Origin of the sequence: Larkinella insperata, assembly GCF_026248825.1 — a bacterium.
Taxonomy (GTDB): Bacteria; Bacteroidota; Bacteroidia; order Cytophagales; family Spirosomataceae; genus Larkinella; species Larkinella insperata.
The window spans coordinates 2,021,232-2,045,000 of the sequence record NZ_CP110973.1 but is presented as its reverse complement, the minus strand read 5'-3'; the positions used below and the strand labels follow the sequence as shown (position 1 = coordinate 2,045,000).

General features: G+C 48.8%; 16 protein-coding genes and 1 riboswitch (1 of these 17 cut by a window edge). Of the genes, 3 read left to right on the top strand and 13 right to left on the bottom strand.

Features of this window, described 5'->3' with window-relative positions; translation table 11 throughout:
* On the top strand, positions 1 to 758 hold the 3' portion of the coding sequence (thrC, locus tag OQ371_RS08300) for a threonine synthase (protein ID WP_265993322.1). 547 nt of this gene lie to the left of the window's left edge; only the last 758 of its 1,305 coding nucleotides appear in the window; its start codon lies beyond the left edge, outside the window; the stop codon is at positions 756 to 758.
* A 36-nt stretch (positions 759 to 794) separates the two neighbouring features.
* Here thrC and OQ371_RS08295 read toward each other — a convergent pair whose 3' ends face one another.
* From OQ371_RS08295 to OQ371_RS08270, 6 genes are all read right to left on the bottom strand, one after another.
* The gene (locus OQ371_RS08295) at positions 795 to 2,597 is read right to left on the bottom strand and encodes a tetratricopeptide repeat protein (RefSeq protein WP_265993321.1); all 1,803 of its coding nucleotides are present in this window, start codon (positions 2,595 to 2,597) and stop codon (positions 795 to 797) included.
* 453 nt (positions 2,598 to 3,050) lie between these two features.
* A complete protein-coding gene (locus OQ371_RS08290; RefSeq protein WP_265993320.1) occupies positions 3,051 to 4,658 on the bottom strand; it encodes an Ig-like domain-containing domain in 1,608 nt (535 codons plus the stop codon).
* A gap of 59 nt (positions 4,659 to 4,717) precedes the next feature.
* Positions 4,718 to 5,608: a class I SAM-dependent methyltransferase gene (locus tag OQ371_RS08285; protein WP_265993319.1), complete on the bottom strand. Its 891-nt coding sequence runs from the start codon at positions 5,606 to 5,608 to the stop codon at positions 4,718 to 4,720.
* Between the two features lie 4 nt (positions 5,609 to 5,612).
* The gene (gene mnmG / locus OQ371_RS08280) at positions 5,613 to 7,475 is read right to left on the bottom strand and encodes a tRNA uridine-5-carboxymethylaminomethyl(34) synthesis enzyme MnmG (RefSeq protein ID WP_265993318.1); all 1,863 of its coding nucleotides are present in this window, start codon (positions 7,473 to 7,475) and stop codon (positions 5,613 to 5,615) included.
* A 176-nt stretch (positions 7,476 to 7,651) separates the two neighbouring features.
* Entirely contained in the window at positions 7,652 to 11,137 is a 3,486-nt protein-coding gene (locus OQ371_RS08275; RefSeq protein ID WP_265993317.1) for a coiled-coil domain-containing protein, read from the bottom strand.
* A gap of 106 nt (positions 11,138 to 11,243) precedes the next feature.
* Complete coding sequence (locus tag OQ371_RS08270; protein ID WP_265993316.1) at positions 11,244 to 11,630, bottom strand: hypothetical protein; 387 nt, start codon at positions 11,628 to 11,630, stop codon at positions 11,244 to 11,246.
* Between the two features lie 137 nt (positions 11,631 to 11,767).
* Between OQ371_RS08270 and OQ371_RS08265 the strand changes: the two genes are divergently transcribed.
* Complete coding sequence (locus OQ371_RS08265; protein WP_265993315.1) at positions 11,768 to 12,478, top strand: ComF family protein; 711 nt, start codon at positions 11,768 to 11,770, stop codon at positions 12,476 to 12,478.
* 34 nt (positions 12,479 to 12,512) lie between these two features.
* On the opposite strand, the gene OQ371_RS08260 is transcribed toward OQ371_RS08265, so the two are convergent.
* The 6 genes from OQ371_RS08260 to OQ371_RS08235 all read right to left on the bottom strand — a co-directional run bounded on the left by OQ371_RS08260 (position 12,513) and on the right by OQ371_RS08235 (position 19,783).
* Entirely contained in the window at positions 12,513 to 13,757 is a 1,245-nt protein-coding gene (locus tag OQ371_RS08260; RefSeq protein WP_265993314.1) for an SUMF1/EgtB/PvdO family nonheme iron enzyme, read from the bottom strand.
* Positions 13,758 to 13,873: 116 nt separating this feature from the next.
* Complete coding sequence (gene mfd, locus OQ371_RS08255) at positions 13,874 to 17,269, bottom strand: transcription-repair coupling factor (RefSeq protein WP_374761439.1); 3,396 nt, start codon at positions 17,267 to 17,269, stop codon at positions 13,874 to 13,876.
* Between the two features lie 51 nt (positions 17,270 to 17,320).
* On the bottom strand, positions 17,321 to 17,755 hold the full coding sequence (locus OQ371_RS08250; RefSeq protein ID WP_265993313.1) for a barstar family protein: 435 nt from the start codon (positions 17,753 to 17,755) through the stop codon (positions 17,321 to 17,323).
* A 32-nt stretch (positions 17,756 to 17,787) separates the two neighbouring features.
* Positions 17,788 to 18,084 (bottom strand): muconolactone Delta-isomerase family protein, encoded by a 297-nt coding sequence (locus tag OQ371_RS08245; protein ID WP_265993312.1) that lies wholly within the window; start codon positions 18,082 to 18,084, stop codon positions 17,788 to 17,790.
* A 13-nt stretch (positions 18,085 to 18,097) separates the two neighbouring features.
* Positions 18,098 to 18,763: an alpha/beta hydrolase gene (locus OQ371_RS08240; protein WP_265993311.1), complete on the bottom strand. Its 666-nt coding sequence runs from the start codon at positions 18,761 to 18,763 to the stop codon at positions 18,098 to 18,100.
* A gap of 78 nt (positions 18,764 to 18,841) precedes the next feature.
* Positions 18,842 to 19,783 (bottom strand): ring-cleaving dioxygenase, encoded by a 942-nt coding sequence (locus OQ371_RS08235; protein WP_265993310.1) that lies wholly within the window; start codon positions 19,781 to 19,783, stop codon positions 18,842 to 18,844.
* Between the two features lie 151 nt (positions 19,784 to 19,934).
* Positions 19,935 to 20,032, top strand: a riboswitch (TPP riboswitch).
* An 88-nt stretch (positions 20,033 to 20,120) separates the two neighbouring features.
* Between OQ371_RS08235 and OQ371_RS08230 the strand changes: the two genes are divergently transcribed.
* Entirely contained in the window at positions 20,121 to 22,532 is a 2,412-nt protein-coding gene (locus tag OQ371_RS08230; RefSeq protein ID WP_265993309.1) for a TonB-dependent receptor, read from the top strand.
* A 95-nt stretch (positions 22,533 to 22,627) separates the two neighbouring features.
* On the opposite strand, the gene OQ371_RS08225 is transcribed toward OQ371_RS08230, so the two are convergent.
* Complete coding sequence (locus OQ371_RS08225; RefSeq protein ID WP_265993308.1) at positions 22,628 to 23,767, bottom strand: cystathionine gamma-synthase; 1,140 nt, start codon at positions 23,765 to 23,767, stop codon at positions 22,628 to 22,630.
* Between the last annotated feature and the right edge of the window lie 2 nt (positions 23,768 to 23,769).

The following is a 23,769-nucleotide window of genomic DNA, read 5'->3' as shown; positions in this document are numbered from 1 at the left end:
TTGAAGTCGATGGGACTTTCGATGACTGTCAGGCACTCGTCAAAACGGCTTTTACGGATGTTGAATTGAATCAGCAGTTCAGTTTGGCATCGGCTAACTCCATCAATATCTTCCGACTGATTCCTCAGAGCTTTTACTACGTTCGGGCCTATGGTCAGGTAAAGCACTTTGGAAAACCCGTCGTTTTTTCAACACCCAGCGGCAATTTTGGTAACCTGAGTGCGGGGACACTGGCTTACAAAATGGGGTTACCAATCCATCAATTTATTGCTTCAACGAACTTGAACCACGTGGTACCAAGGTACCTCGAAACCGGTGCTTACGCGCCTAAACCGTCGGTGGAAACGATTTCCAACGCCATGGATGTGGGCAGCCCCAGCAACTTTGTGCGGTTGACTCATTTGTTCAACGACGACTTCGATACACTGAAACAAATGTTGTCTGGCTATTACTTTGATGATGAGCAGACCAAACAGGCTATGGCTGATGTTTATCAACAGTTTAACTACGTCACGTGTCCCCACACGGCGGTTGGTTACCTTGGGTTGAAGAGTTATCAACATATCCACAAAGATGTCTGTGGAATATCCTTGGCAACGGCTCATCCGGCTAAGTTTAAAGAACTGGTGGAGTCAGTTATCCACACGCCTGTGGATATCCCGGCGTCTTTGGAAGAATTAATGAACCGTCCGAAGCAAAGTATAAAAATGAAGGCTGATTTTGCGGAATTTAAAGATATGCTTCTGCAAACCGCCTGAAATAAAAAAGACCCGCCGTCCGGCGGGTCTTTTTTATTAGTTGATAACATCTCCCCGTAAAGATCGGAATCGTTTTCGGGCTTCGGCCCCGAAGATACTGCCCGGATACTTCTGCAAAAGCTGGTTATAGAGTTCCATAGCTTTGGTTTTGTCTTTCTTGTTTTCCTCGTACGTCTTTGCCGTCAGGAATAAAGCATCATCGCCCAACACGTCTTCCCCGTAATTGGCCGATATTTTTTCCAGATCCTGGAGCGCTTCGTCCGTTTTGTTTTGTTTCAACAACGTATTGGCCCGTAGCCACAGAATGTTATCAGCCAGGCTATGATCTTTGTACTTCGTGTACAATTCGTTAAGCGCCAGTGCCGCCGAATCGACCTTGTTCTGGAAGAGCATGAGTTCAATGGAAGCAAACTCCTTCATCGCTGTTTCGGAACTGTCCATCCCCGTGTTGTCCATGATGAGTAGACTGAGCGCTCCGGCGTCGTTGGCAATTTCACGACTGGTGGCTTGTTTCAAAATGTCCAGTACTTCTTTCGACAATTCAAAATCGCCCTTGTAGTAATGCAGCCGGGCGTTCCGGAGCTTTGCTTCATAACCCAGCAAATCTTCTTTCTGAGACTTTTCGACCTGTGAATACAGCAACGTAGCTTCCCACGGCTCTCCTTTGAGCAGATAGATATCCCCCATATCCAGCTTACAGCGGTCAATGAAGGCTTTTTCGTTTTTACCAATTTCCGTAGCCAATTGAAGAATGGTTATGGCCGTATCTTTCTCGTCCAGGTAAAAGGCGTAGAGGTTGGCTGTGCTCCGCAGGGCTTCGAGTGTCCGGTTGTTTTTGCCCAATTCCTGAAACATCTTCTGGTAGTCGGCGATGAGCTTCCGGATTTCGAGGTTATCGACGGGATATGTGTTCTTAACCTGCTCTTCCCGGGCCTTAATTACCAGGCGTCGGGCAAACGGATAGAGCTGCCCCTGGGGATATTCCTTCGCTACGTACTCAAACATGGCCGCTGCGTTCTTATAATCCTTATTCTGGAGTGCAACCGCACCCAGATCATAAACGCGCACACCGGTCAATTTTAGGCGCTTGTCGAGGGCGCGTTCCTGAATGAAAGCTTTGTAAAACTCTTTCTTCTGGGTCAGATACCAAACGAGCATTTCCGTGTAGAACATTTCGTTCGGGTTTTCCTGCACTTTCTTGTAGAGAACGGTTTCCAGCATCTTCTGATCATTCTCCTTCAAGTTGTCCTGCAGGATGGCCTGCACATTATCCCGGTTTCCCGGTATCAATCCCCACTGCAACAACTCATCGACCATGTTTTCCTTCTGACCGAGGGCTCCGTACAAGCGGGCCAGTTCGCCGGCGTAGGCCACCGGATCTTTACTCTGTTCGCGCGCCTTCTTCAAAATTTTAACCGACCATGCCTGCTTATTTCGCTCCGAAAAGTCCTGCGCTAATTCGGCCAACCCGTTAACATTACCGCTAGCAACGGCCATAGCTTTGTTAAAGTAAACTTCTGCTTTAGCCGAGTCCTTCCGGCTTTCCTCCAGAATACCGGCCTGCAGGAAAACGTACGGATTCTTATCATCCAACTTCACTAATCGCCGAATAACCTTTTCGGCTTCACTGATCTTATCCAGTTTGACGGCGCTTTCCACATAGCGGTTCATCACCTGTTTGTTCGCGCCCGGCTTTATTAACTTCTGGTATATCGTATACGCTTTTTCGGTTTCCCCCTTTTTGAAATACTCATCGGCCAGGTCCTGCCCTTCCTGAGCAAATCCATTCAGTAAGCCAACAAAGCACAGCATGAACCATAGACCCACTACCTTCTTCATTTTCTTTTTTTATTAAATGTTTAATAAAAGGATTTTAAAGGTTGTTCCCTGTGGATATGTGGACAAGTTATTTATACACATCGGTCTGATTTATTTGTGGATAAGAATTTTGAGTTATCCACACCACTTATAAAATTATCCACACGTAAATGATTGACTTTCAATCCGAATTCTACTTATCCACATTTAGGGGTTACTAGCGTAACGGTACTTAAGCACATTTCCACAAGATACAGTGTAAACATTTCCACGTGTTGATTAGTTGAGGAATAATTTGTGGAGAAGCGAGAAGTTATCCCCTATCCACACTCCCGGGGAAACTTATCAACATAGGAAACTGGATTTTCCACAGCCCCTTTTCTACCTCTTCACATTTTTTCCACATTGGGCTCGCAGTTGTCCACTGACTTTTCCACCGTTTATTTGTGTTTTTTTAATTTTACATTGACCTTTTCAGAATGCATCAATGTCTTCGTTGATATCGAAGTTGGCTTTTATTAGAATGATTCCTTTGTTCCTAGTGAAGAAGTAGATGGGTTCGGGCATACGGTTTTCCAGGGGATTACCACTGTCCCACCGCCCGTTTCCGTTCTCGTCAATAATAACCCGAAGTCGGTAACGGCCCGGTTTGATATTAACGAAACGGTAGTTCGGGTTGTTTATTTGTTTATCAATTGGTTTGAACTCCTCATCAAGTAACTCAACAATAAATTGCTTGGCGGTTGTGTTTACTTTTCCGATCAGGACCCCGTACTTCTCCGGATCGCGGATGTAATAGTTGAGTTCCGTCGCTGCCGTTGAATCATTGAGAACGCTAATGAAAGCTCCTCTCCCCAACCGAAGCGCCACACTTCGCCCGGCGGTGGTTGTCTTGTTCAGAATAAAATGGGTTCGATTATTTTCCCAGCGGTAATCCTGCTCACTCAGCGGTATGCGATTTGTGCTGTCACTGAATAATTGCAGCGAGTCCGTCGTGATCGTTTTGATTGGTTTCGAAAATCGAAACTCCGTTTTTACCTGACGATCCACATCGCCGTTATCCGCAGGCAAAGCCGTAAGCGTAAGCGGTTCTCTTGTTTCACGCCGGGATGGCGTCCGGAACTTAAATTTTTGGGTTAACTCTGCTTTGTTTTTGAGGGAATCCGTTACCGTGATCTGAAGCCGGAGGGTGTCGTTGGTTGCTTTCTCATTAAAGAAAGTAAGCTCAGTAGGAGTCCGAAAAAACGAAGGAATGCTGTCTTCCGGATTGGTGAAGCGAACAGTATAACTCTCGATTCCCCGATCAAAAACATACGTGTAGGTGTTGACGAGCTGCTGGGTTCGGACGGACCGCGGGGGAGTGTTATAAAAAGAAAACAGCTGGAAATTCAGCGTATCATTGTTGGCTTTCAAGTCCAGCTCACCTTGCAGAAAAGCGGCTTTTTCCGGACCCGGATTCAAAATAAGGTTGAGGTTCTTGTCATCGAAAGCGAAAACTCTGTATCGTCCGTCCCGTACGTTTTCCAGCAAAAAAACTCCGGATGTATCGGTGCGGGTAAAATAATACGGCTTTGTTTTAGTTGGCGTCAGGGTGTCGTTGGGGATGTACAAACCGACCAATGTATTCAGGACGGGCTGGCCGGTTTGAAGGTCGGTGACCCTCCCTCCTACCCTCAACGAATCAATGGAGTTGCCCGTGCTAAACACCAATTTCAAATTTAGTGCCGGGTTGTTTTCCGTTGCATCCTTCACGGCATCCGTAAAGTTGAAGGTGTAAGTTGTATTTTCTTTAAAGGGTTTATCGAAAATCAACCGGAAGCTGTTTGGCTTAATCCGCGGTTTGAACGGCGCTTCGGGTTCAGGGGTGATCAGGATTTTCTGATTCGGATTTTCGACCCGAATGTATTCGTTGAAGAAAAGCTCAATGGTCTTTTCATTGAAGTTTTTCTGTTTGTTGATCGGTGTGCTCTTCACCAGAACGGGCGCCAATGTGTCCTTTTTTCCTCCGATTGGAGCAGCGTATTGAGAGCATGAATTCAAAAAAACGGCGATGATGGCGAACAGAAATAAGGCTTGTTTCATTTTTCGGCAATAAAAAACCCTGAATAGTATCGCTATTCAGGGCATAAGTTCTTGTTTAGTTAGCGGGCCTGAGCGATGTAAATTAAGCTTGAATAATTCCCTCCATTTTGATACGCTGCCCAATTAGAACGAATACCATTCCAGAAACTTTCAAGGTAGGCCGGTTTTCCATCACGGTTTTTGGTGCTCAGCATGTTCACATAAAAAGCGTCAAAGAGCATTGGGCGTTGTTCAACCATTTCAAAACCGTAACGACTTAACAACGCTTTCATGGCGTCGGGTGAGAAATGGTACAGGTGCCGGGGAACATCGTAAGCCGCCCAAAACTGTTTATAATGTTGAGCATCCCACGAACGATGGTTGGGAACAGCGATCACGACATAACCATTTGCATGACAATGCGACCGCATCCACTCCAGCGTTTCGGACAATTCGTGGACGTGTTCCAGAACGTGCCACAAGGTGATAACATGATATTTCTGGCCCTCATTTAGCTCATGAATCGATTTTCCCAGCTTTACATGAACACGGTTTTGCGCCTGTTGTCGGGCGTTTTCATCCGGCTCCGTACCCATCACTTTCCAGCCTGCCTGCTGGCTAGCCGAGAGAAAATAACCCGAGCCACATCCAATATCCAGCAGATTTTCTTTCCTGGGAGACAGCCCCTTGATCAGATTTACTTTTTGTTTCACCGTAATCGACCGAACGGTGTGGTACAGTTGACTGATGATTCCTTTACGGGTATCGCTGTGTGAAATGTATTCTTCAGACTGATAATACCGTCCAATCTCTCCTTCGGCTGGACGAGGATTGGTGGCCTTGAAGCCGCACTTTTCACAACTCTGAATGGTAAATTCCGTTTCAGAAACTAGATAATCTTTACACGTAAGCCAATTTGAAAAAGACTGATTTCCGCAAACCGGACATTCTGCAAGGTGTTCCACCGCCATGCTCTTACCGACCTAAATAAACCATTAAGATTGAAATATCGGAAGCGCTAACTCCGCTGATGCGCGATGCCTGGCCAATAGTTTGGGGGCGGATGCGCTTCAGTTTCTCGCGTCCCTCAAATGACAAAGCCGACAACCGGTCGTAATCAAAATCCGGTCGAATTAGTAAGTTATCGAGTTTTTCGGTCCGCTCAACCATGATCCGTTCCTTCTCGACGTAGCTCTCGTACTTCACCGAAATCACAGCTTCTTCAATGGTCTCCTGGTTGAATGAGTTCAGATATTCCGTTACGTTTCCGCCCAGCAACTGAAGTTCTTTGCGGTTAATTTCCGGTCTCCGCAGAAGCAGATAGGGCGATGTTTTTTCACGGATCTGAGCGCTTCCCAGCGAATCCAGCAGACCATTTATGGCTTCCGGCTGAACGCGCATCTGTTTCATTTCTTCCAGAATCGCCGTCACATTGGCTTGCTTCGTTTGCATAAGATCATACCGTTCCTGAGAGGCAAGTCCGATAGTATATCCCTTTTCGGTCAGTCGCAAATCAGCATTATCCTGCCGCAGAATTGTACGATATTCCGCCCGAGAGGTAAACATGCGGTAAGGCTCCTCAGTACCTTTTGTAATCAGATCATCAATCAGCACACCGATATACGCTTCCGATCTTTTCAAGGTAAACTCGCCTATTTCCCTGGCTTTGTTGTGCGCGTTGATCCCAGCCATCAGACCCTGACAAGCCGCTTCTTCGTAGCCCGTTGTGCCGTTAATTTGTCCTGCAAAAAACAAGCCGTCGATCAATTGAGTCTCCAATGTATGCTTTAATTGGGTCGGTGGAAAGTAATCGTATTCCACTGCGTAACCTGGGCGAAACATTTTGGCGTTTTCAAAACCCGGTATTTTGCGCAGTGCGTTGATTTGAACATCCTCCGGTAACGAGGTTGAAAAACCGTTCACGTAAACCTCAACGGTGTCCCATCCTTCGGGCTCTACAAAAATCTGATGCCGGTCTTTATCTGCAAACCGATTGATTTTATCTTCTACCGAAGGGCAGTAACGGGGTCCCAGTCCTTTGATGCGACCCGTAAACATGGGCGAGCGCTCGAAGCCAGTTTTCAAAACTTCGTGGACGTCCGGATTTGTATAGGTGATCCAGCAGTGCCGTTGTTTAGCTAGCGTTGGCGTGTTGAGGTAAGAGAATTTCCCGGGTTCTTCGTCACCGGGTTGCTCTTCCATGCGGTCGTAATTTAGGCTCCGGCCGTCTACTCTTGGTGGTGTGCCGGTCTTCATTCGCCCTGCTTCAAAGCCCAGCTGAATCAACTGTTCCGTCAATCCTGTCGCTGAGCGCTCAGCGGTTCTTCCTCCTCCGAATGTTTTTTCACCAATATATATTTTACCATTCAGAAACGTGCCGTTGGTAAGTACAACAGCATCACTTTCGATTGTCATTCCCATGCTGGTTTTTACGCCAGACACTCTTTTATCTTTGACAACGACCTCGGTTACCGTGTCCTGCCAGAAATCCAAGTTTGGCGTTTCTTCCAGTGTTTTCCGCCATTCGGTCGCAAAAAGCATCCGATCACTTTGGCATCGTGGACTCCACATTGCGGGACCTTTCGAACGATTGAGCATCCGAAATTGAATCATTGACTTATCGCTGACGATTCCTGACTGTCCTCCAAGTGCATCTATTTCCCGAACAATCTGCCCTTTAGCGACTCCTCCCATGGCTGGGTTGCACGACATCTGGGCGATAGTTTGCATGTTCATTGTAATCAACAATACGGACGAACCCATGGTTGCTGCGGCAACTGCCGCTTCGCAACCGGCGTGCCCCGCCCCCACTACAATGACATCATACTTACTGAACATAAAATTTGAATTTTAGAAAGTTTGAAAAAATGTTCCACGTGGAAACATTTCACGACATGCAGAAAAGAGAAGACAAAAATAGAAAAATAATGCAGGCGCAAAGGTCTGCATTATAAAGTGAAACATAGAAAACCGGCAAAAAATTCAAAAAGAAAAAGGGGCCGAAGCCCCTTACCTTACTTTAACTTCTTGAGGTAAGAATCTACCTCGCGTTTGTAAAATGGCGAAAAGTCCGGCGGAACAGATCGCAACAATTCAACTTGTTTCTGCTTATCTCTCACCAGTTGCTCATACTGCGGGGGCGGTTTACGCATAACAGGCTTCGCTGATTCAGATTTCCGTTGCATATCTTCCTCCTGCTCTTTGATCGCTTTTTCAGATTCCAACAAACGAATCAACATTTCCTGCTGGCGTTTAACGGTATTTTGAGAGAGTCGTTTATTCACAAGGTCGGTTTCGGTTTCATCCATCTTGTTCATAATGTCATTCATCTCATTGCCCAGTTTCTTCCCAACTTCCGTACCTTTTTGGGCATCCTGCAATTCCTTCAGCATCTTGCGCATCATGGCTTGTTCGGCCGCCAGGCGAGAAAGTTCTTCCGACATCCCGCGGCCGCCTTTGCCACCTTGCCCCTGATTCTGGCCTTCTTTCAAAAGCTTCTGCATCCGCTCGTTCAATTGCTTTTGCATCTCGCCCAAAGCCATGCTCTTTGCCTTGCCTTTTTTCTTGCCTTTGCCTGAACTAGAGGACGACATCTGATTCATTTGCTCCTGCATCTGCTTGAAAACATCGCTCAACATCAAAGCTAGGTTATTGATGGAGGTCATCGCAAATTGTTGTTTGGAAGTAGCAACATTCAGCCGACGCTCACGAATGTATTTCACACTCTCATCCATGTAACCTTTCATACTGTTCAATTCCCGCGTTACGAACGTCTGGATTTGCAGCACGCGGTTGGCTAATGCGTACAAACTATCCTCAATAATCTTGGCATCATCCTGCAGCTTTAGCTGGTCCTGGGCAAGTTTTACAAAACGCGGGTCTTGCAGAGAAACGGCTTTGAAATCTTTCATAACCCGCTCCTGATCAAACGAAAGCTGAATCAAGTTCTCCAGAATATCGCGCAGATCATCCATGTTTTCCTGCGACTCTTCCATCTCCGATGACTGCATTTGCTGCTCCAACTGCTCGCTCAGCTTCTTCATTTGCTTGGCCGCGTTCCGTTGAGATTTGGAGGCTTTGCTGTTCTGCTGTTTGTCGAGTTGCTCTTTACTTTCCTGTTGCTCGTTACTGATCTCCTGCTGAAGGTCCTGATGCGTATCCTGCTCCTGGTTATTCTTCATATCCTGAGCCATCTTTTCAATATCTTTCAGATCTTCACGCGTTTTCTGAAAGTCTTTATTCAGGTCCTCCTGCTTCTTGCTCAAATCAGTGTTCTCATCTTTTTTTGAAGCGTTGTTCTCGTTTTTCTTGCTGTCAGCATTGTCATCCTTTTTACCCTGCTGATCTTCTTTTTTCGAGTGAGCGCTGTCCTTTTTCGACTGTGAGTCTTCTTTTTTGGGTTGCGCTTTATCGTCTTTCGGCGCTTGCTGACCTTCTTTTTTCTCGCTTTCTTTCGCTAATTGTTCCTGCTTTTCGGCTTGCTGCTGAAGGTCTTTGATGGTGTTTTCCATCTTTTGTTCCATCTGCAGTTGTTTGAAAAGCTCGAGCGCCCGTTCGAGTTCTTTCTCTAAATTCTTCTCTTTATTCTTCAGCCGGTCGAGCATATCAATCATTTTCTCGTCCTGCTTTTGCTCCAGCATCTTCTTCAGTTCCTCGTACAACTTCTGCGTTTCGGGATCCATCAGCTCATTCATCAGCTTCTGAAGCTGCTCAAATTTCTGGAGCATTTCGGGATTCTGATTGTTAAAACGCTGCTGCCGCTCATTATTGGTACGGTTTTGTTCTTGCAATTCTTTCAACTCCTGAAGCAACTCTTCCCGTTTTTTCAGCAGGTCTTCGGCTTGTTTCTTATCCTGGAAATCCAGATTCTTTTTGGTCTGAAGCCGGTTTTCCAAAGAATTTAGATCTTTCTTAAGCTGTTGTGCCTTCGATAGGGTCTTGCTGATCTGGTTTTCCGTTTTTTCAGATGAGCGCTCAGCTTCTTCCGAAAGTTTGTTCTGATCGGGCACGGCGAACTGGGCAAAGCTCGAACGGGCGCTTTTAAAGCCGTTGATGGCGTCGTTATCCCAAACCTGAACAAAATATTCTAACCGATCGCCGGGCTGCATTTTTAGGCTATCAAGCCCCCATTGGTAGTAAAAATTCTGCGTAGAAGTCGACCGGTTGAAAGGAACAGAACGAGCTAGAAATCTTTCCGGCGCGTTTTGACCGGCGCGAATCACTTTGTACATGACCTTCAGATTCGAGAAACCGTAGTCATCGGTAATCGTCCCTCCCAGCATCACGTAATTATAGAAAGTCGTGTCCTTGAAGTTTTCCAGTGAAACCTGCGGAAACTTATCGTTGACGACGTTCAGCGTGTATTGAATGTTATCACGGCTAGCAGCTACTCTGTTCTTCAACGAAATGGAATACATCGACGATTTCTTGACCACGCGCGAGAACTCGAACTCATCGGACGACTGCTTATCGGCAACCAAACCGCGAGGTTCGCTGCCAAACCGAACCAGAACCGAGTCCGTGTTGGCAGCCGAAAACCGCCAGGTTACCTGAGTGCCCTCCGGAACAAGCAAGTTCCCGACGTTGGATAGTTGTTCCGAGGGCTTGTTTAAATATGCCGGGTAAACCAGGCTTACGTCAAACGAAAGCAGACCCGGGCGGTCCAAAACCGTGAGGGCATAATTGGGCGAAGTAAATCCAACGGCTTCAAAGCGGAACGGTATATCGCGTTGAACATTATCAAAGGTATACGTGAAAAGCCCTTTGCCGTCGTTCGCTAATTTAAAACGGGTGTTGTTCGAAACCAGGTAAACATCCTGTGGCAGGGAATTCCCTTTTAACTGAAGCTCCAGCGTGTAATCCTCATTCCGAAATGCTTTCAGATTCTTGTTCCGTAGTAAAAACTGGAATGGGGCTTCCTCGGCGAATTCCTGATCATAGCTGATAATCCGTTTCGACGTACTGGTCAAAAAGGCCGGGTACAACAACAACAAACCACCAATGATAAAAGCCGGAATAACGGCGTATTTTACAAAGCGACGGTTCTGATTAATCTGAATAGCGTCAGCAAACCGCACAATTAGTAGTTGCTTGGAACGCTGATTAATGCTTGCTTCCAGCAGATCACTCTGCTGACGGCTAAGCGCCCGAAGCTGTAGAGTATTGAGAAGTTTATCACCAACCTCTGGAAAAAACCGTCCGATTTGCTGAGCCGCTTCTTCCTGACTGAGCGACTTACCCAAACCGTATAGGTGAATAAGTGGATTGATGACCCAGTAATACAAGGCGACCGCCATCACCGTCAGCGACCCGAAAAACAGAACTCCACGTACGGGCGAACTAAACCGGCCAAAAAACTCGGCCGTGTTCATGAGGAGGTAGATCGACAACGTGAACGCAATGAAAAAAATGGCGCCTTTAGCAATCTGATTGATGTAAAACTTTTTCCTGTATTCTTCAATACGCAGCAGCAGCGTTTGAATGGAATCTTGCATCTGCATGGGTGTGTTCTTATAGGGTTGGCACTGCTCTGATAATCACGAACCTAAATCTTACTTCAAGATAAGAATTTAGCCCCTAACTTCCTCTTGATAACGAAGAAGATCGTTACACAATTTTATCCGATGGGCCGGCTTCGCTTTTTTCAGAAGCATCGAGGTAGTCATTGAAATACCGGACAACGTGGGCTTTCAGAAAACTCTCCTGACTGAGCAAGTCAATGTGCGGAACCTTCTGCACTAAATGCCAATGAGGCCAGCCATCCTGATCGGTACCAACCAGTTCATAGTAGCCGGAATAACTCAGTACTTTACAAATGGCAATGTGCATCAGATCCTGTTTCTGTTCCTTGGTAAACGTTTGCGTGCCTCGTCCAAGCTCCTGCATACCGATTAGAAACAACACGCTGTTTAGGTCCGCCGGGCGTTTGCCAACCGCTTTTTCCAGGTAATCCAGCACCTGCTCCCACTCCTGTTCAATTTCCTGGGTAATCATATTTCTAGTAAGGTGTTATCAAGGTTTTGACTCATTTTTATGACTTTCTTCACTTACGTCCGTCACAACAAACGAAAGATGCAACGACTGCCAGTGTTGTTGCATTAAAACATTTTCTGCTAACTAAGTTCGTGAAAATGATCGGAAAACTTATTGTCAGCGGATTTCAGGATTTGCTGAATCTGTTCTATCCAAACCCGTGTTTGTTGTGTCAAGACAGCTTGCAACAAAGCGAGGAAATCATTTGCACGGCCTGTCGGCTTCAACTCCCGGAAACCGGCCAGCACCGCGGAGAAGCCCTCATTGATGGGCAAACCAAGTTCGCCGGAAAAGTGCCGGTTGAGTTTGTGTATGCTTACCTCTATTTTACGAAACGCGGGAAAACACAACGACTTATTCATGCGCTGAAATACCGTGGTAACAAAGAGGTCGGTAATTTGCTGGGACGCTGGTATGGTAATCAGCTAAAAACCGACATTCACCTAAATGACCACATCGACCTCATTGTCGGAGTGCCCCTCCACCCTGCCAAGCTCCGTCAGCGGGGCTACAACCAAAGTGACTGGATCGCTCAGGGGCTTTCCCAAGCACTGGACATTCCGTGGAGCGACCGGATTCTGACCCGAAACCGTAATACCATCAGCCAGACCGGTAAAGACCGCATGGGGCGCTGGGAGAACGTTAGTAATGTCTTCCAGATTAGCGACCCCGATTTAGTGACCAACAAGCGCATTTTACTGGTAGACGATGTTCTGACTACCGGAGCCACGTTAGAAGCCTGTACGGCCGCTTTATTGGCCTCAAACAGCCAGTCTGTTGGCATTATAACAGCAGCGGCCACCCGATAGTCGAGTGGCCGCCAAAATCCCGGTAAACGGGAGCTTATTTGTTCCGTCCTCCGGCAATCATCGCACAACGGAAACCAATTGTGGCCGTTGCTGAATCCTGCGCCATAAACCGGCGGGTACCGGGGGCTAACCAATAGGCTACATCAGCCCACGAACCCCCTTTGTAAACCCGTAGTTTATCGTTGATGATGGAGTTGCCGTTTTTCGTATCGTAGTTTTTCTCTTCATCCAGGTAACCATCCCGACGTAACGGGTTCAGGTCATTCATATCCTGGTACGACAGCGGACGGTATACATCATATACCCACTCGTTTACGTTTCCGGCCATGTTATACAGCCCGAAATCATTCGGGGGATACGTGTAAATTTCTGCGGTAATGATCGCGGCATCGTTCGATTTACCGGCGATACCGGCGTAGTCACCACGGCCCCGTTTGAAGTTGGCCAGCATCTGACCTTGTTTCCGGCCTTTTTTCGCATTCCGGATCGAAGAACCGTCCCACGGATAAATGCGTTGGTTTGACTGGTTTTCGTCGATGTACTGCGTACCAATCATGGCCTTCGCTGCGTATTCCCACTCGGCTTCAGATGGCAGACGGTAATTCGGCAGAATGTTGCCGCTTTCCATCGCGGGAGTAGTCTGCGAATTCTTGGCAACGGCGGGTTGCTCCGCTTCACCAGCCGGAGCAGTTTCCTCTTTCTTCTTCCGTTTTAGTGAAAAGCCTTTCTTCTTGGTTCCCGGAGAGCCGTTTTTCGCCATGTTTGCATTAACAGCATCCGTCCGCCAGGTCGAGTAGTCGACGGCTTGTTCCCACGATACACCCACTACTGGATAATACCGGAAGCCGGGGAAACGCAGGTATTGGGTTACGTAAGGGTCATTGTACGAAAGCGGGTTCTTCCAGACGTTGGTATCCGGCAGTGCCCGGGTGTAAACTTCTTCGGATGAATCGCGCTGAATCGCATCCAGGTACTCGAGGTAGTGAATGTTAGCAATTTCGGTTTCGTCCATGTAGAACGACTGGATACTGACGGTCCGTTCGCGGTTGTCGCGCGAGTTCATCACATCTTCTTCCAGCGCACCCATCGTGAAACGTCCTCCTTCGATGAACACCAGGTTCGGGCCCGCCGTCTGTCCTCTGTACTTCGCTACCTGAAATCCATTCTCTTTATTATAATCAATACCGGTGGCTGTACTTTGCTTACCCGGCTTCACGCTAGTCGGGTGCTTGGACTTACACGCACCTAATACCGCGGCAAAAGCCAGCAGGTAGATCATTGAACGTAACGGTTTTGTTCGATTCATTGCGATTTGGTAACTAATAAAAGTTCAAAATTACAGTATGTCAGGCAAACTTTCACGGTAACGCACAGCCAATGCATAATTTCCGGCGATCACTCCACCATCCGGCTCAGCACATCGTTCATCTGATCGACTGAACTTACGTCTCGTTGCGTGAAAATCAGCTTTCCTTTATAGTCTTTTAATGAGCAGGTTGTTGAATTGTTCTTGACATAATCAATTACTTTGCCAAACTGCCCGGAGTTGAAGAAATCGTCATTCCCAGAAGAAACGAAGGTACCCTTCATGATATTATTCTTAAGGGTTAATTTTTCGAACTGTAACCGTTCTGCTTTCCAGCGAACTGTGACCAGTTTGATAAGATTAACCACCTCTTCCGGCATCGGCCCGAACCGGTCAACCACCGAACGCTGGAAGCTTTCCAATTCCGCCTGATTCTGAATGTTATCCAACTGATTATATAACGACAAACGCTCGGAGATATTAGCGACGTACCTCTCCGGAATCAAAACCTGCAAATCCGTTTCGATCAGCGTGTCCGGTAGCAGTGTTTTCATGCTGTCCTCATTCGGCATGAAGAGGTTTTTAAACTCGGTTTCTTTCAATTCCTGAACGGCTTCATCCAGAATCTTGTGGTACATCTCAAAACCAAGATCGTTCACAAAACCGCTTTGCTCGGCGCCCAGCAGGTTCCCCGCTCCCCGGATGTCGAGGTCACGCATGGCAATTTTGAAGCCTTCGCCCAGCTCCGAGAAGTCCTCGAGGGTTTGTAGACGCTTGCGGGCGTCGGAGGTAATCACCGAAACCGGCGGAGTCATCAGGTAACAAAACGCTTTCTTGTTCGACCGCCCTACCCGACCGCGCATCTGGTGCAGGTCCGACAGACCAAACATATGGGCTTGATTAATGATGATCGTGTTGGCGTTCGGAATGTCCAGACCCGACTCAATAATGTTGGTAGAAACCAGCACGTCCGATTCTCCTTCGATGAATTTGGTCATGACCCGTTCCAGCCGTTCGCCTTCCATCTGACCGTGTGCGACCGACACCCGGGCGTCGGGAACCAGCCGCATGATCAAATTGGCAATTGACTCAATGTCACTGACGCGGTTGTGCACAAAAAACACCTGTCCGCCCCGCCGGACTTCGTAGCTAACAGCATCACGGACAACGGTTTCGCTGAACGTATGCACTTCCGTTGTAACGGGTTGTCGGTTCGGCGGGGGTGTTGCAATCACCGACAGATCACGGGCACCCATCAACGAGAAATGCAACGTTCGTGGAATAGGCGTGGCCGTAAGCGTCAGTACATCCACATCCACCCGCATTTCCTTAAGCCGATCCTTCGTCTTAACACCAAATTTTTGCTCTTCGTCAATGATAAGCAAGCCTAAGTCCTTGAACTTGATGTCTTTATTAACAATCCGGTGCGTACCGATCAGGATACCCGTCTCGCCCGAAGCCACCCGTTTCAGGGTTTCCTTAATCTGCGCCGTTGTCCGGAATCGGTTGATGTATTCTATTTTAACCGGAAAATCGGCCAGCCGCTCCCGGAACGTGTTGTAATGCTGCATGGCCAGAATGGTGGTTGGGACCAGAACCGCTACCTGCTTGTTGTCGGTAACGGCTTTGAAAGCCGCCCGAACGGCCACTTCCGTTTTTCCAAAACCAACGTCTCCGCAAACCAGCCGGTCCATCGGGTGCGACTGTTCCATGTCGGCTTTCACGTCGGCCGTTGCCTTGGCCTGATCGGGCGTATCCTCGTAGATAAACGAAGATTCGAGTTCGGCCTGCAGAAAGCTGTCCTGCGAAAACGCAAATCCCGGGGCTTGTCGGCGCTTGGCGTAGAGTGAAATCAACTCTTTGGCAATGTCCTTGACCTGCTTCTTGACCCTTGATTTTTTCAGGTCCCACTCCTGCGATCCGAGTTTGCTCATCACCGGCGGGGTGCCTTCTTTGCCGGTGTATTTGGCAATCTTGTGCAAGCTATGAATGCTGACCAGCAGAATATCGTTGTCGCGGTAGATCAACCGAATGGCCTCCTGTTCGCGGCCGCCCACGTCCACTTTTTCCAGCCCCGCAAACCGCCCGATTCCGTGATCAACGTGGGTCACAAAATCGCCGGGTTGCAGTGTTTTCAACTCGCGCAGCGTCAGGGCCTTCGATTTCGAAAACTTATCCCGCACACGGTATTTGTAGTAGCGGTCAAAAATCTGGTGATCGGTGTAACAGACCACTTTCGTCTGTTCGTCGATGAATCCTTCCTTCAGCGAAATATTCAGCGGCTGAAATTTGAGGAATGGATCCAGCTCATCGAAGATGGTTTTGAGCCGCTCCTGCTGTTTGTAGGATTCGGCCGCAATGATATTAGTATATCCTTTCGACTGATTCTCCGATAAGTTATCGACCAGGCGCTTGAAATCTTTGTTGAACGACGGTTGAACCTTCGAGGAATACGTAAGCCGGTTCTCGGATTTAAAGTAAAACCGTCGGCCAAACTCAACCGTCCGGAAGGTTTTAATCTGATTCAGCAGGCCCCGGCGGGTTTCAAACAGCACATTGGGGTCCGAGACGATCTGAATACCGCCTTTGCCGCCGACCAGGCTGGCCAGACTTTGTTCGGCTTTCTCAAAGTTCTTCTCGATGATTTCAAGCGTCAGCTCCACGTCTTTAAACCAAAGCGTTGCGGTATTTGAGAAAAACTCCAGAAACGGCTCCCGCGTCTCGTGAATGAGCTTATTTTCGATGTTCGGGATGATACTAATCTGATCAACCGGATCGGTGGAAAGCTGGCTTTCGGGATTGAACAACCGAATGCTCTCGATTTCGTCACCGAATAGCTCAATGCGATACGGAAACTCGCTGGCAAACGAAAAAACATCAATAATTCCCCCCCGAATTGAAAACTGCCCGGCTTCATACACGAAATCGGTCTTTTCAAAATCGTAGCTGTTGAGCAGTTCGTTGACGAAATTAGCGTCGATTTTATCGCCAACTTTGACGGACAGCGTATTGGCCCGCAACGACCGTTTATTGATTACTTTCTCCGATAACGCTTCCGGATACGTCACCACGATGACGTTGGGTTTGGCGTCGGAGTTTAACTTGTTCAGTACTTCCGCCCGCATTAGCACATTGGCATTTTCAACCTCCTCGTACTGATACGGCTTTTTATAAGACATGGGGAAAAACAGGACTTCTTCCCCCAATAAATTCTGTAAATCGTTGAAAAAATAAGAAGCTTCCTCCCGGTCGCTCAGAACAAACAAAAACGTGGAAGGATGCATGCGGTAAACAGACGCAGCCAGTACGGCATCCAGACTGCCAACAATGCCTTTCAGCTGAATGCGAGCGGGATCTGCGGTGTAGGGCTGGCGAAATTGTTCACCAATGATTTTGATGAAGCTATCTTCGGTATAAAGCGTAATTAAATCGGCTACCTTCATAAAAATAGTAAATACCAAAAGCCGCACGGAGCTAATTTCCATGCGGCAAAAAGCAACAGCTTAACCGTACGTTGACGGCTTTTGTTGCAAAAACTAAGCGACGTCGTCGTAAACAAATCCCTCTTTATTGAGAAGAGTTGTTAACGAGTTGCTGGGTTGAAATAAAATGACTAATTCCCGCGGTGCAATACCTTCTTCCTCATCCACCCATTTCCAGTCTTCGGCTGCAACGTCCAGAATATTCAGCAGTTCGCCTTTCCGGGCTTCGCTTTTTTCCTGGGATAAAAAGGCATCGGTGTGCATAATGTACAGTGCAATTTTATCGGCTGGAAGCCATTCCAGATCGTTTAAGGCTTCATCGAGTGACTCCAGATCGAACTCAAAGTAATCGGGAAACCGAAGTTCGCGGGAAATTTGATCGAAGAACTGCCGCAGCGTTTGCGCTTTTTGCCCATCGATCCGGGCCACTTTAAAATCAGCGTATTCTTTCAGTGCCGCGTCCGATTGAACGAATCTAAAATTTGCCATGATTAAGTGAAAAAATAACCGGGCAAAAGTAGTCAATTCAACGAAAACAGGGGCATTCTTAATGAAACGATATTATTGAACATCAGCTCCGTAATGGTTGGATCCATGAAATTGATGAGTGGAAATTCGGATACGATTTCCATCACCTCAAACTCAGTCTGCGCTTTCACCACACACCACAGTTTCTGGCGGTCGAGTGACAAGGCGTAGGTGATCAGTTTTCCGTTTTCCATCAACTCGTTCACCTTCAACCGCTGGAGTGGTATGCGTACTGTAAATTCCTCGGTTATTTCGGCCGGGAGATCGAATTCTACCATAAACTGGCTCATAGGCGTGGTAGCGTTAGGTGTACAACTCGCGAATGGGTGCACCCGAGCTGGGCGAGCCCCCAATCAACTGATTAACAATCTTTAGCTCATCTTCGTTGACCGAATGCGGAAAATTTGGATATAATTTCATTTTTACCTCCGCGCCCATTGCCCGGAATACGCCTTCCGATTCAATAACGCGTTCCTTCGGAATATGCGGGTCAATGTCGCTACAGCCCAGAAAGATCGGGGTTTCCTCCAGTTCGCCTTCGTAAAGCCGGGGTGTACCGGGCGGGCCGATCAAACCACCGCTCAAGCCAAAAACGCCCCCGTAAGTCATGGCGTTGCGGGCTACGTACTCCAGCGCCAGACAGGCACCCTGCGAAAAGCCGAGCCAGAAAATCTGCGGAGGTTTGAAATTGTAATCGGACTGAAGCCGGGCCCGAATGCTGGTGAGCACCTGCAAAGCCGAGGATAGGTGCGGTTCGTTTTGCTCGAGTGGACTCAGAAACGAATTCGGATACCACGAATTCTGGCTGGCCTGCGGGGCGACAAACGCAAACTCCTCATCATCGATGTAATCTGACAACGACAGGATGTCGCGTGCCGAGGCCCCCCGGCCGTGCACCATCACCATAACTTTTGCGGCAGCTTCCAGCGGTTTCCCGGCTGTAATAAAATTGTTCGGATCGTGTATCATGGCTGTCTGGGCTGCGGGCGGAGGGAAAAAGACCTTGGAAAACAACTCCATGCCTCCTTGCCCTCCGCCTTGTGCGATTTATTTCACTTCAATTTTTGGCAATACCGCTTCGATTTTAGCGCGCCGGGGTTCGTACCACTCCGGCAATTTAAGCGTTTTCCCCAATTCGGCAACGGACTCGTCCACCGCAAATCCCGGAGGGTTGGTGGCGACTTCAAACAAAATACCGCCCGGCTCGCGGAAGTAAATGCTGCGGAAATAATTCCGGTCCTGAACGGGCGTAACGTGATACCCGGCTTCCAGCAACTGGTGTTGCAGAACGATCTGCGATTCGTCGGAATCCGTCGAAAACGCAACGTGGTGAACCGAACCGGCCCCCTGGTGCGCCCGGGCATCATTCACCGGGTGCCGGACATCCACATAATTTCCGGAACCTCCTTCGCCAGCCTGGAACCGGAAAAGCCCGGCTTCTTCTGATACCAACGTATGACCGAGGGATTCGGTTAATAATTTTACCGTATCCTCCACCCGAACTTCGTTCAGCGTAACCGTGTGGAAGCCTTTGACAGCGTGTTCAACCGGAATAAACCCGTTCGACCAGCCGGGACGTTGATCGTTGTCGTGCGCCACCAGTTCAATGCCCATCCCGTCGAAATCCTCAAAACGCAGGTAGGTTTCGTTGAACCGCTGGTAAGGTCCCGAGAAGGGAATATTAAATTCCTGCAGGCGGTTGGTCCAGAAGTTCAGGGATGCCGCCGGAACCGAAAAAGCCGTGTATGTGAGTTGTCCTCCCCCCTTCCGGCCCCGCGGAATGCCTTTCCCGTACGGAAAGAACGTCAGGATACTGCCCGGTGAACCGGTTTCGTCACCGTAGTACAAGTGGTAAACGTCCGGTGCATCAAAATTGATGGTTTTTTTGACCAGCCGCAGCCCCAAAATATGGGTGTAAAAGTCAACATTGGCTTGAGCATCTCCGGCCAAAGCCGTTACGTGGTGTAATCCATTGACGAGCGTTTCCATGTTCCTGTGAGTTTGAGCGTTATACGGATTGAATTTATAATGTATCAACATTTAATGTATATACATTTAAATTTACTGTAAAGTTCATTGGCATTCAATATTTCTCTACCATGCTTATTTGTGAGTACTTAACCGTACCTTTGCCTTGCTAATCTTACACAAGGGGTGCCTTAATACAACGGGCTGAGATTATACCCATTGAACCTGCACCGGGTAATGCCGGCGAAGGGAATGTACGAGCGGACCGAAGCGGAAAGCTTCCAAGCCGTCAGTTTTTACACGACTATAGACCAGATTGATGGGTTGGCCCCTTGCCTGTCGTGACCATTGCGTACACATGAAAAATTTTACGATCGGACGGAAGCCCCGTACGCATTATTTCGCCTGTTTAAGTGCTCTGACGGCCCTTTTTTTCCTGATTCATTTCCCCGTCTGGGCACAATTCTCCATTTCCGGTACTATCAACGATGCCGACGGTGGGGTTTTACCCGGTGCCGCCATTTCCATCGAAGGCACGTACAAAGGCACTTTTGCCGATGCCGACGGTGCTTTCCGCCTGACCAACCTGAAGGCAGGGTCCGTACAACTGCGGGCTTCCCTGCTCGGGTATGAGCCGATCACGCAGACCGTCGACCTCAATCAAGATGCCCGGATTACGCTGACGCTCACGAAAACCGTTGTTGTAGTCGATGAGGTGGTGGTAAGTGCTACGCGGGCCAATCAAAAGTCGGCGATTGCCTACACCGACGTGTCGGCCAGAGAACTCACCAAGCAGAATCTGGGGCAGGATATTCCGCTCCTGCTCAACTTTACGCCTTCGCTGGTAACAACTTCCGACGCGGGTGCGGGGGTGGGCTATACGGGTTTTCGGATTCGGGGGTCGGATGCCACGCGGATTAACGTTACGGTCAACGGTATTCCGTACAACGACGCCGAGTCGCAGGGCACGTTCTGGGTCAATATGCCCGATATTGCTTCGTCGGTGAGCAGCATTCAGATTCAGCGGGGCGTCGGCACGTCGACCAACGGCGCGGGCGCTTTCGGGGCCTCCGTCAACGTACAAACCAACAGCTTCGAGAAAAACCCGTACGGGGAAGCCGACATTTCCGGCGGTTCGTTCAATACACTAAAAACCACGGTTAAAGCTGGTTCTGGTTTGTTGAGTAACCATTTTGTAGTTGATGCCCGGCTTTCCCGGATCATCTCCGACGGGTACATTGACCGGGCGTCGTCGGATTTGAAATCGTTTTACGTCTCGGGCGGCTGGTACGGTAAAAAAAGCTTTGTGCGCCTGAACGTCTTTTCGGGAACGGAAAGAACCTATCAGGCCTGGGACGGTGTACCGGAAAATCTGCTGAAAACCAACCGGACCTACAACGCCTACACCTACGACAACGAGGTTGATAACTATCAGCAGGACCACTACCAACTGATCAGTTCCCACGAATTAAATCGCAACTGGCGCCTGAATGCGTCGTTGCATTACACCCAGGGGCGCGGCTACTACGAGCAATTCCGGGAGGGCGAAGACTTAGCGGATTACGGTTTACCGCCGGTTGTGATCCGTGATTCAGCAATTACCCAGACGGATCTGATCCGCCGTCGCTGGCTGGATAATGACTTCTACGGGGCCGTTTTCTCGCTGGATTACAACAGTTTTGGCAAGTTGACGGCCAACATCGGCGGGGGCTGGAACCAGTACACCGGCAAGCACTACGGCGAAATCATCTGGGCACGGTTTGCCAGCACGGGCAACATCCGGCATCGGTATTACGACAACGACGCGACCAAAACCGATTTTAATCTGTACGGAAAAGCGTATTACCAGTTCAGTTCAAAATTCAACGCTTACGTTGATTTGCAGATCCGAACGGTCGAATACTCCTTTTTAGGATTCGACAACCTGCTTCGGAATGTGCAGCAGGAGGCTAGTCTAAACTTTTTCAACCCCAAAGCCGGAATTACCTACGCTCTGGACGATCACAGCAGTTTGTATGCTTCCTTCGGCGTCGGCCACCGCGAACCCAACCGCAACGATTACACGCAGTCGACACCCGCCAGCCGCCCCAACGCCGAGCGGCTGAATGATTGGGAAGCGGGCTATAAAATGCAGACCCAGCGGCTGGCTTTTTCGGCGAACCTGTACTTCATGAAGTACAGAAACGAGCTTATTCTAACGGGACAAATCAACGATGTGGGCGCGCAGAACCGCGTTAACGTGCCCAGAAGCTACCGGGCCGGTATTGAACTGGAAGCGGGGGCATTGCTGACCAAACAGCTCCGCTGGAACGTCAATGCCACCTTCAGCAAAAACAAAGTGAAATCGTTTACCGAGTTTCTCGATAACTACGACACGGGCGAACAGCAGATTAACCGGTATATAAACACGGATATCGCTTTTGCGCCCAATACTATTGTTGGTTCACAGTTGCTTTACACGCCCGTCAAAGGGCTTGAAATCGGCTTGCTGTCGAAATATGTGGGGAAGCAGTACCTGGACAATACCTCAAACGAAAACCGCAAACTGGACGCGTATTTCGTCAACGACCTGCGGTTTATTTACACGCTGAAGCCCAAAGGCATGAACGAAATCGCGTTTTCGCTGCTGCTGAACAATGTTCTGGGAGAGTTGTATGAGTCGAACGGGTATACCTTCAGCTACATTTCAGAAGGGCGAGCCGTCACCGAAAACTTTTACTACCCACAGGCCGGACGGAATTTTCTGGCGGGCGTGAGGATGCGGTTCTAAACCGATGTTCCGCAGATTAAGGGCGTAACCAAGGAGCTGTCTTGTTCAGTTACTTCCAGTCAGCCTTTAATCTGCGGAATCCTGATTCATAAAGTTTATCCAATTGCCTGCTCCAGATCCTGGATCAAATCGTCAACATCTTCAATTCCAACGCTCAGGCGGATTAGCGTATCCTTCAAACCGTTCTTTTCGCGTTCTTCTTTCGGTATGCTGGCGTGGGTCATTGAAGCCGGGTGTGTGCAAAGCGACTCGACCCCGCCCAGCGATTCGCCCAGCGAAAATACCTTGAAACTTTCCATCACCCGCACGGCTTCCGGCAGCGAATCACCGCGTAATTCAAACGATACCATTCCGCCAAAACCGCGCATTTGCCGTTTCGCCAGCGCGTGTTGCGGGTGGTTCTCCAGCCCCGGGTAATTGACCTGACCTACTTTCGGATGCTGGCTCAGGTACTGGGCAATCTTCAGGGCATTTTCACAATGCCGCTGCATTCGGATGTGAAGCGTTTTGATGCCGCGAAGCACCAGGAAACAATCCTGCGGTCCGGGTACGGCCCCACATGCGTTCTGAATGAATGCCAGCCGCTTCGCGATTTCGTCGTCGTTCAGCACAATGGCGCCCATCACCGTGTCGGAGTGACCGCCGAGGTATTTGGTCACCGAGTGCATCACCATGTCGGCCCCCAGGTCGAGCGGATTTTGCAGATAGGGCGAGGCAAAGGTGTTGTCAACCACCAGCAGCGTATTTTTGGCTTTCGTAATGGCGGCAATAGCGGTAATGTCTACAATGCGCAACAACGGGTTGGTTGGGGTTTCAATCCAGACCATTTTCGTAGCGGGTGTAATGGCACTTTCCAGCGCCGACGGGTCTTCCAGGCCGATAAACTTAAATTTTAGCCCAAATTCCTGAAAAACCCGGACCATAATCCGGTAAGTACCACCGTAAAGATCGCTGCTGGCAACAATCTCGTCACCCGGTTTAAACAGTTTCAGAATGGCGTCGGTGGCCGCCAGCCCGGATGCGTAACAAATGCCGTATTTGCCGTTTTCGAGCGCGGCCAGGTTATTTTGTAAAGCCGTTCGGGTTGGATTTTGCGTCCGGGCGTACTCATAGCCCTTGTGCTTCCCCGGCGACTCCTGCACGTAAGTCGACGTCTGGTAGATGGGCGTCATGATGGCCCCGGTTGTGGGGTCCGGTTCAACGCCGGCGTGGATGGCTTTGGTTGCGAATTTCATAC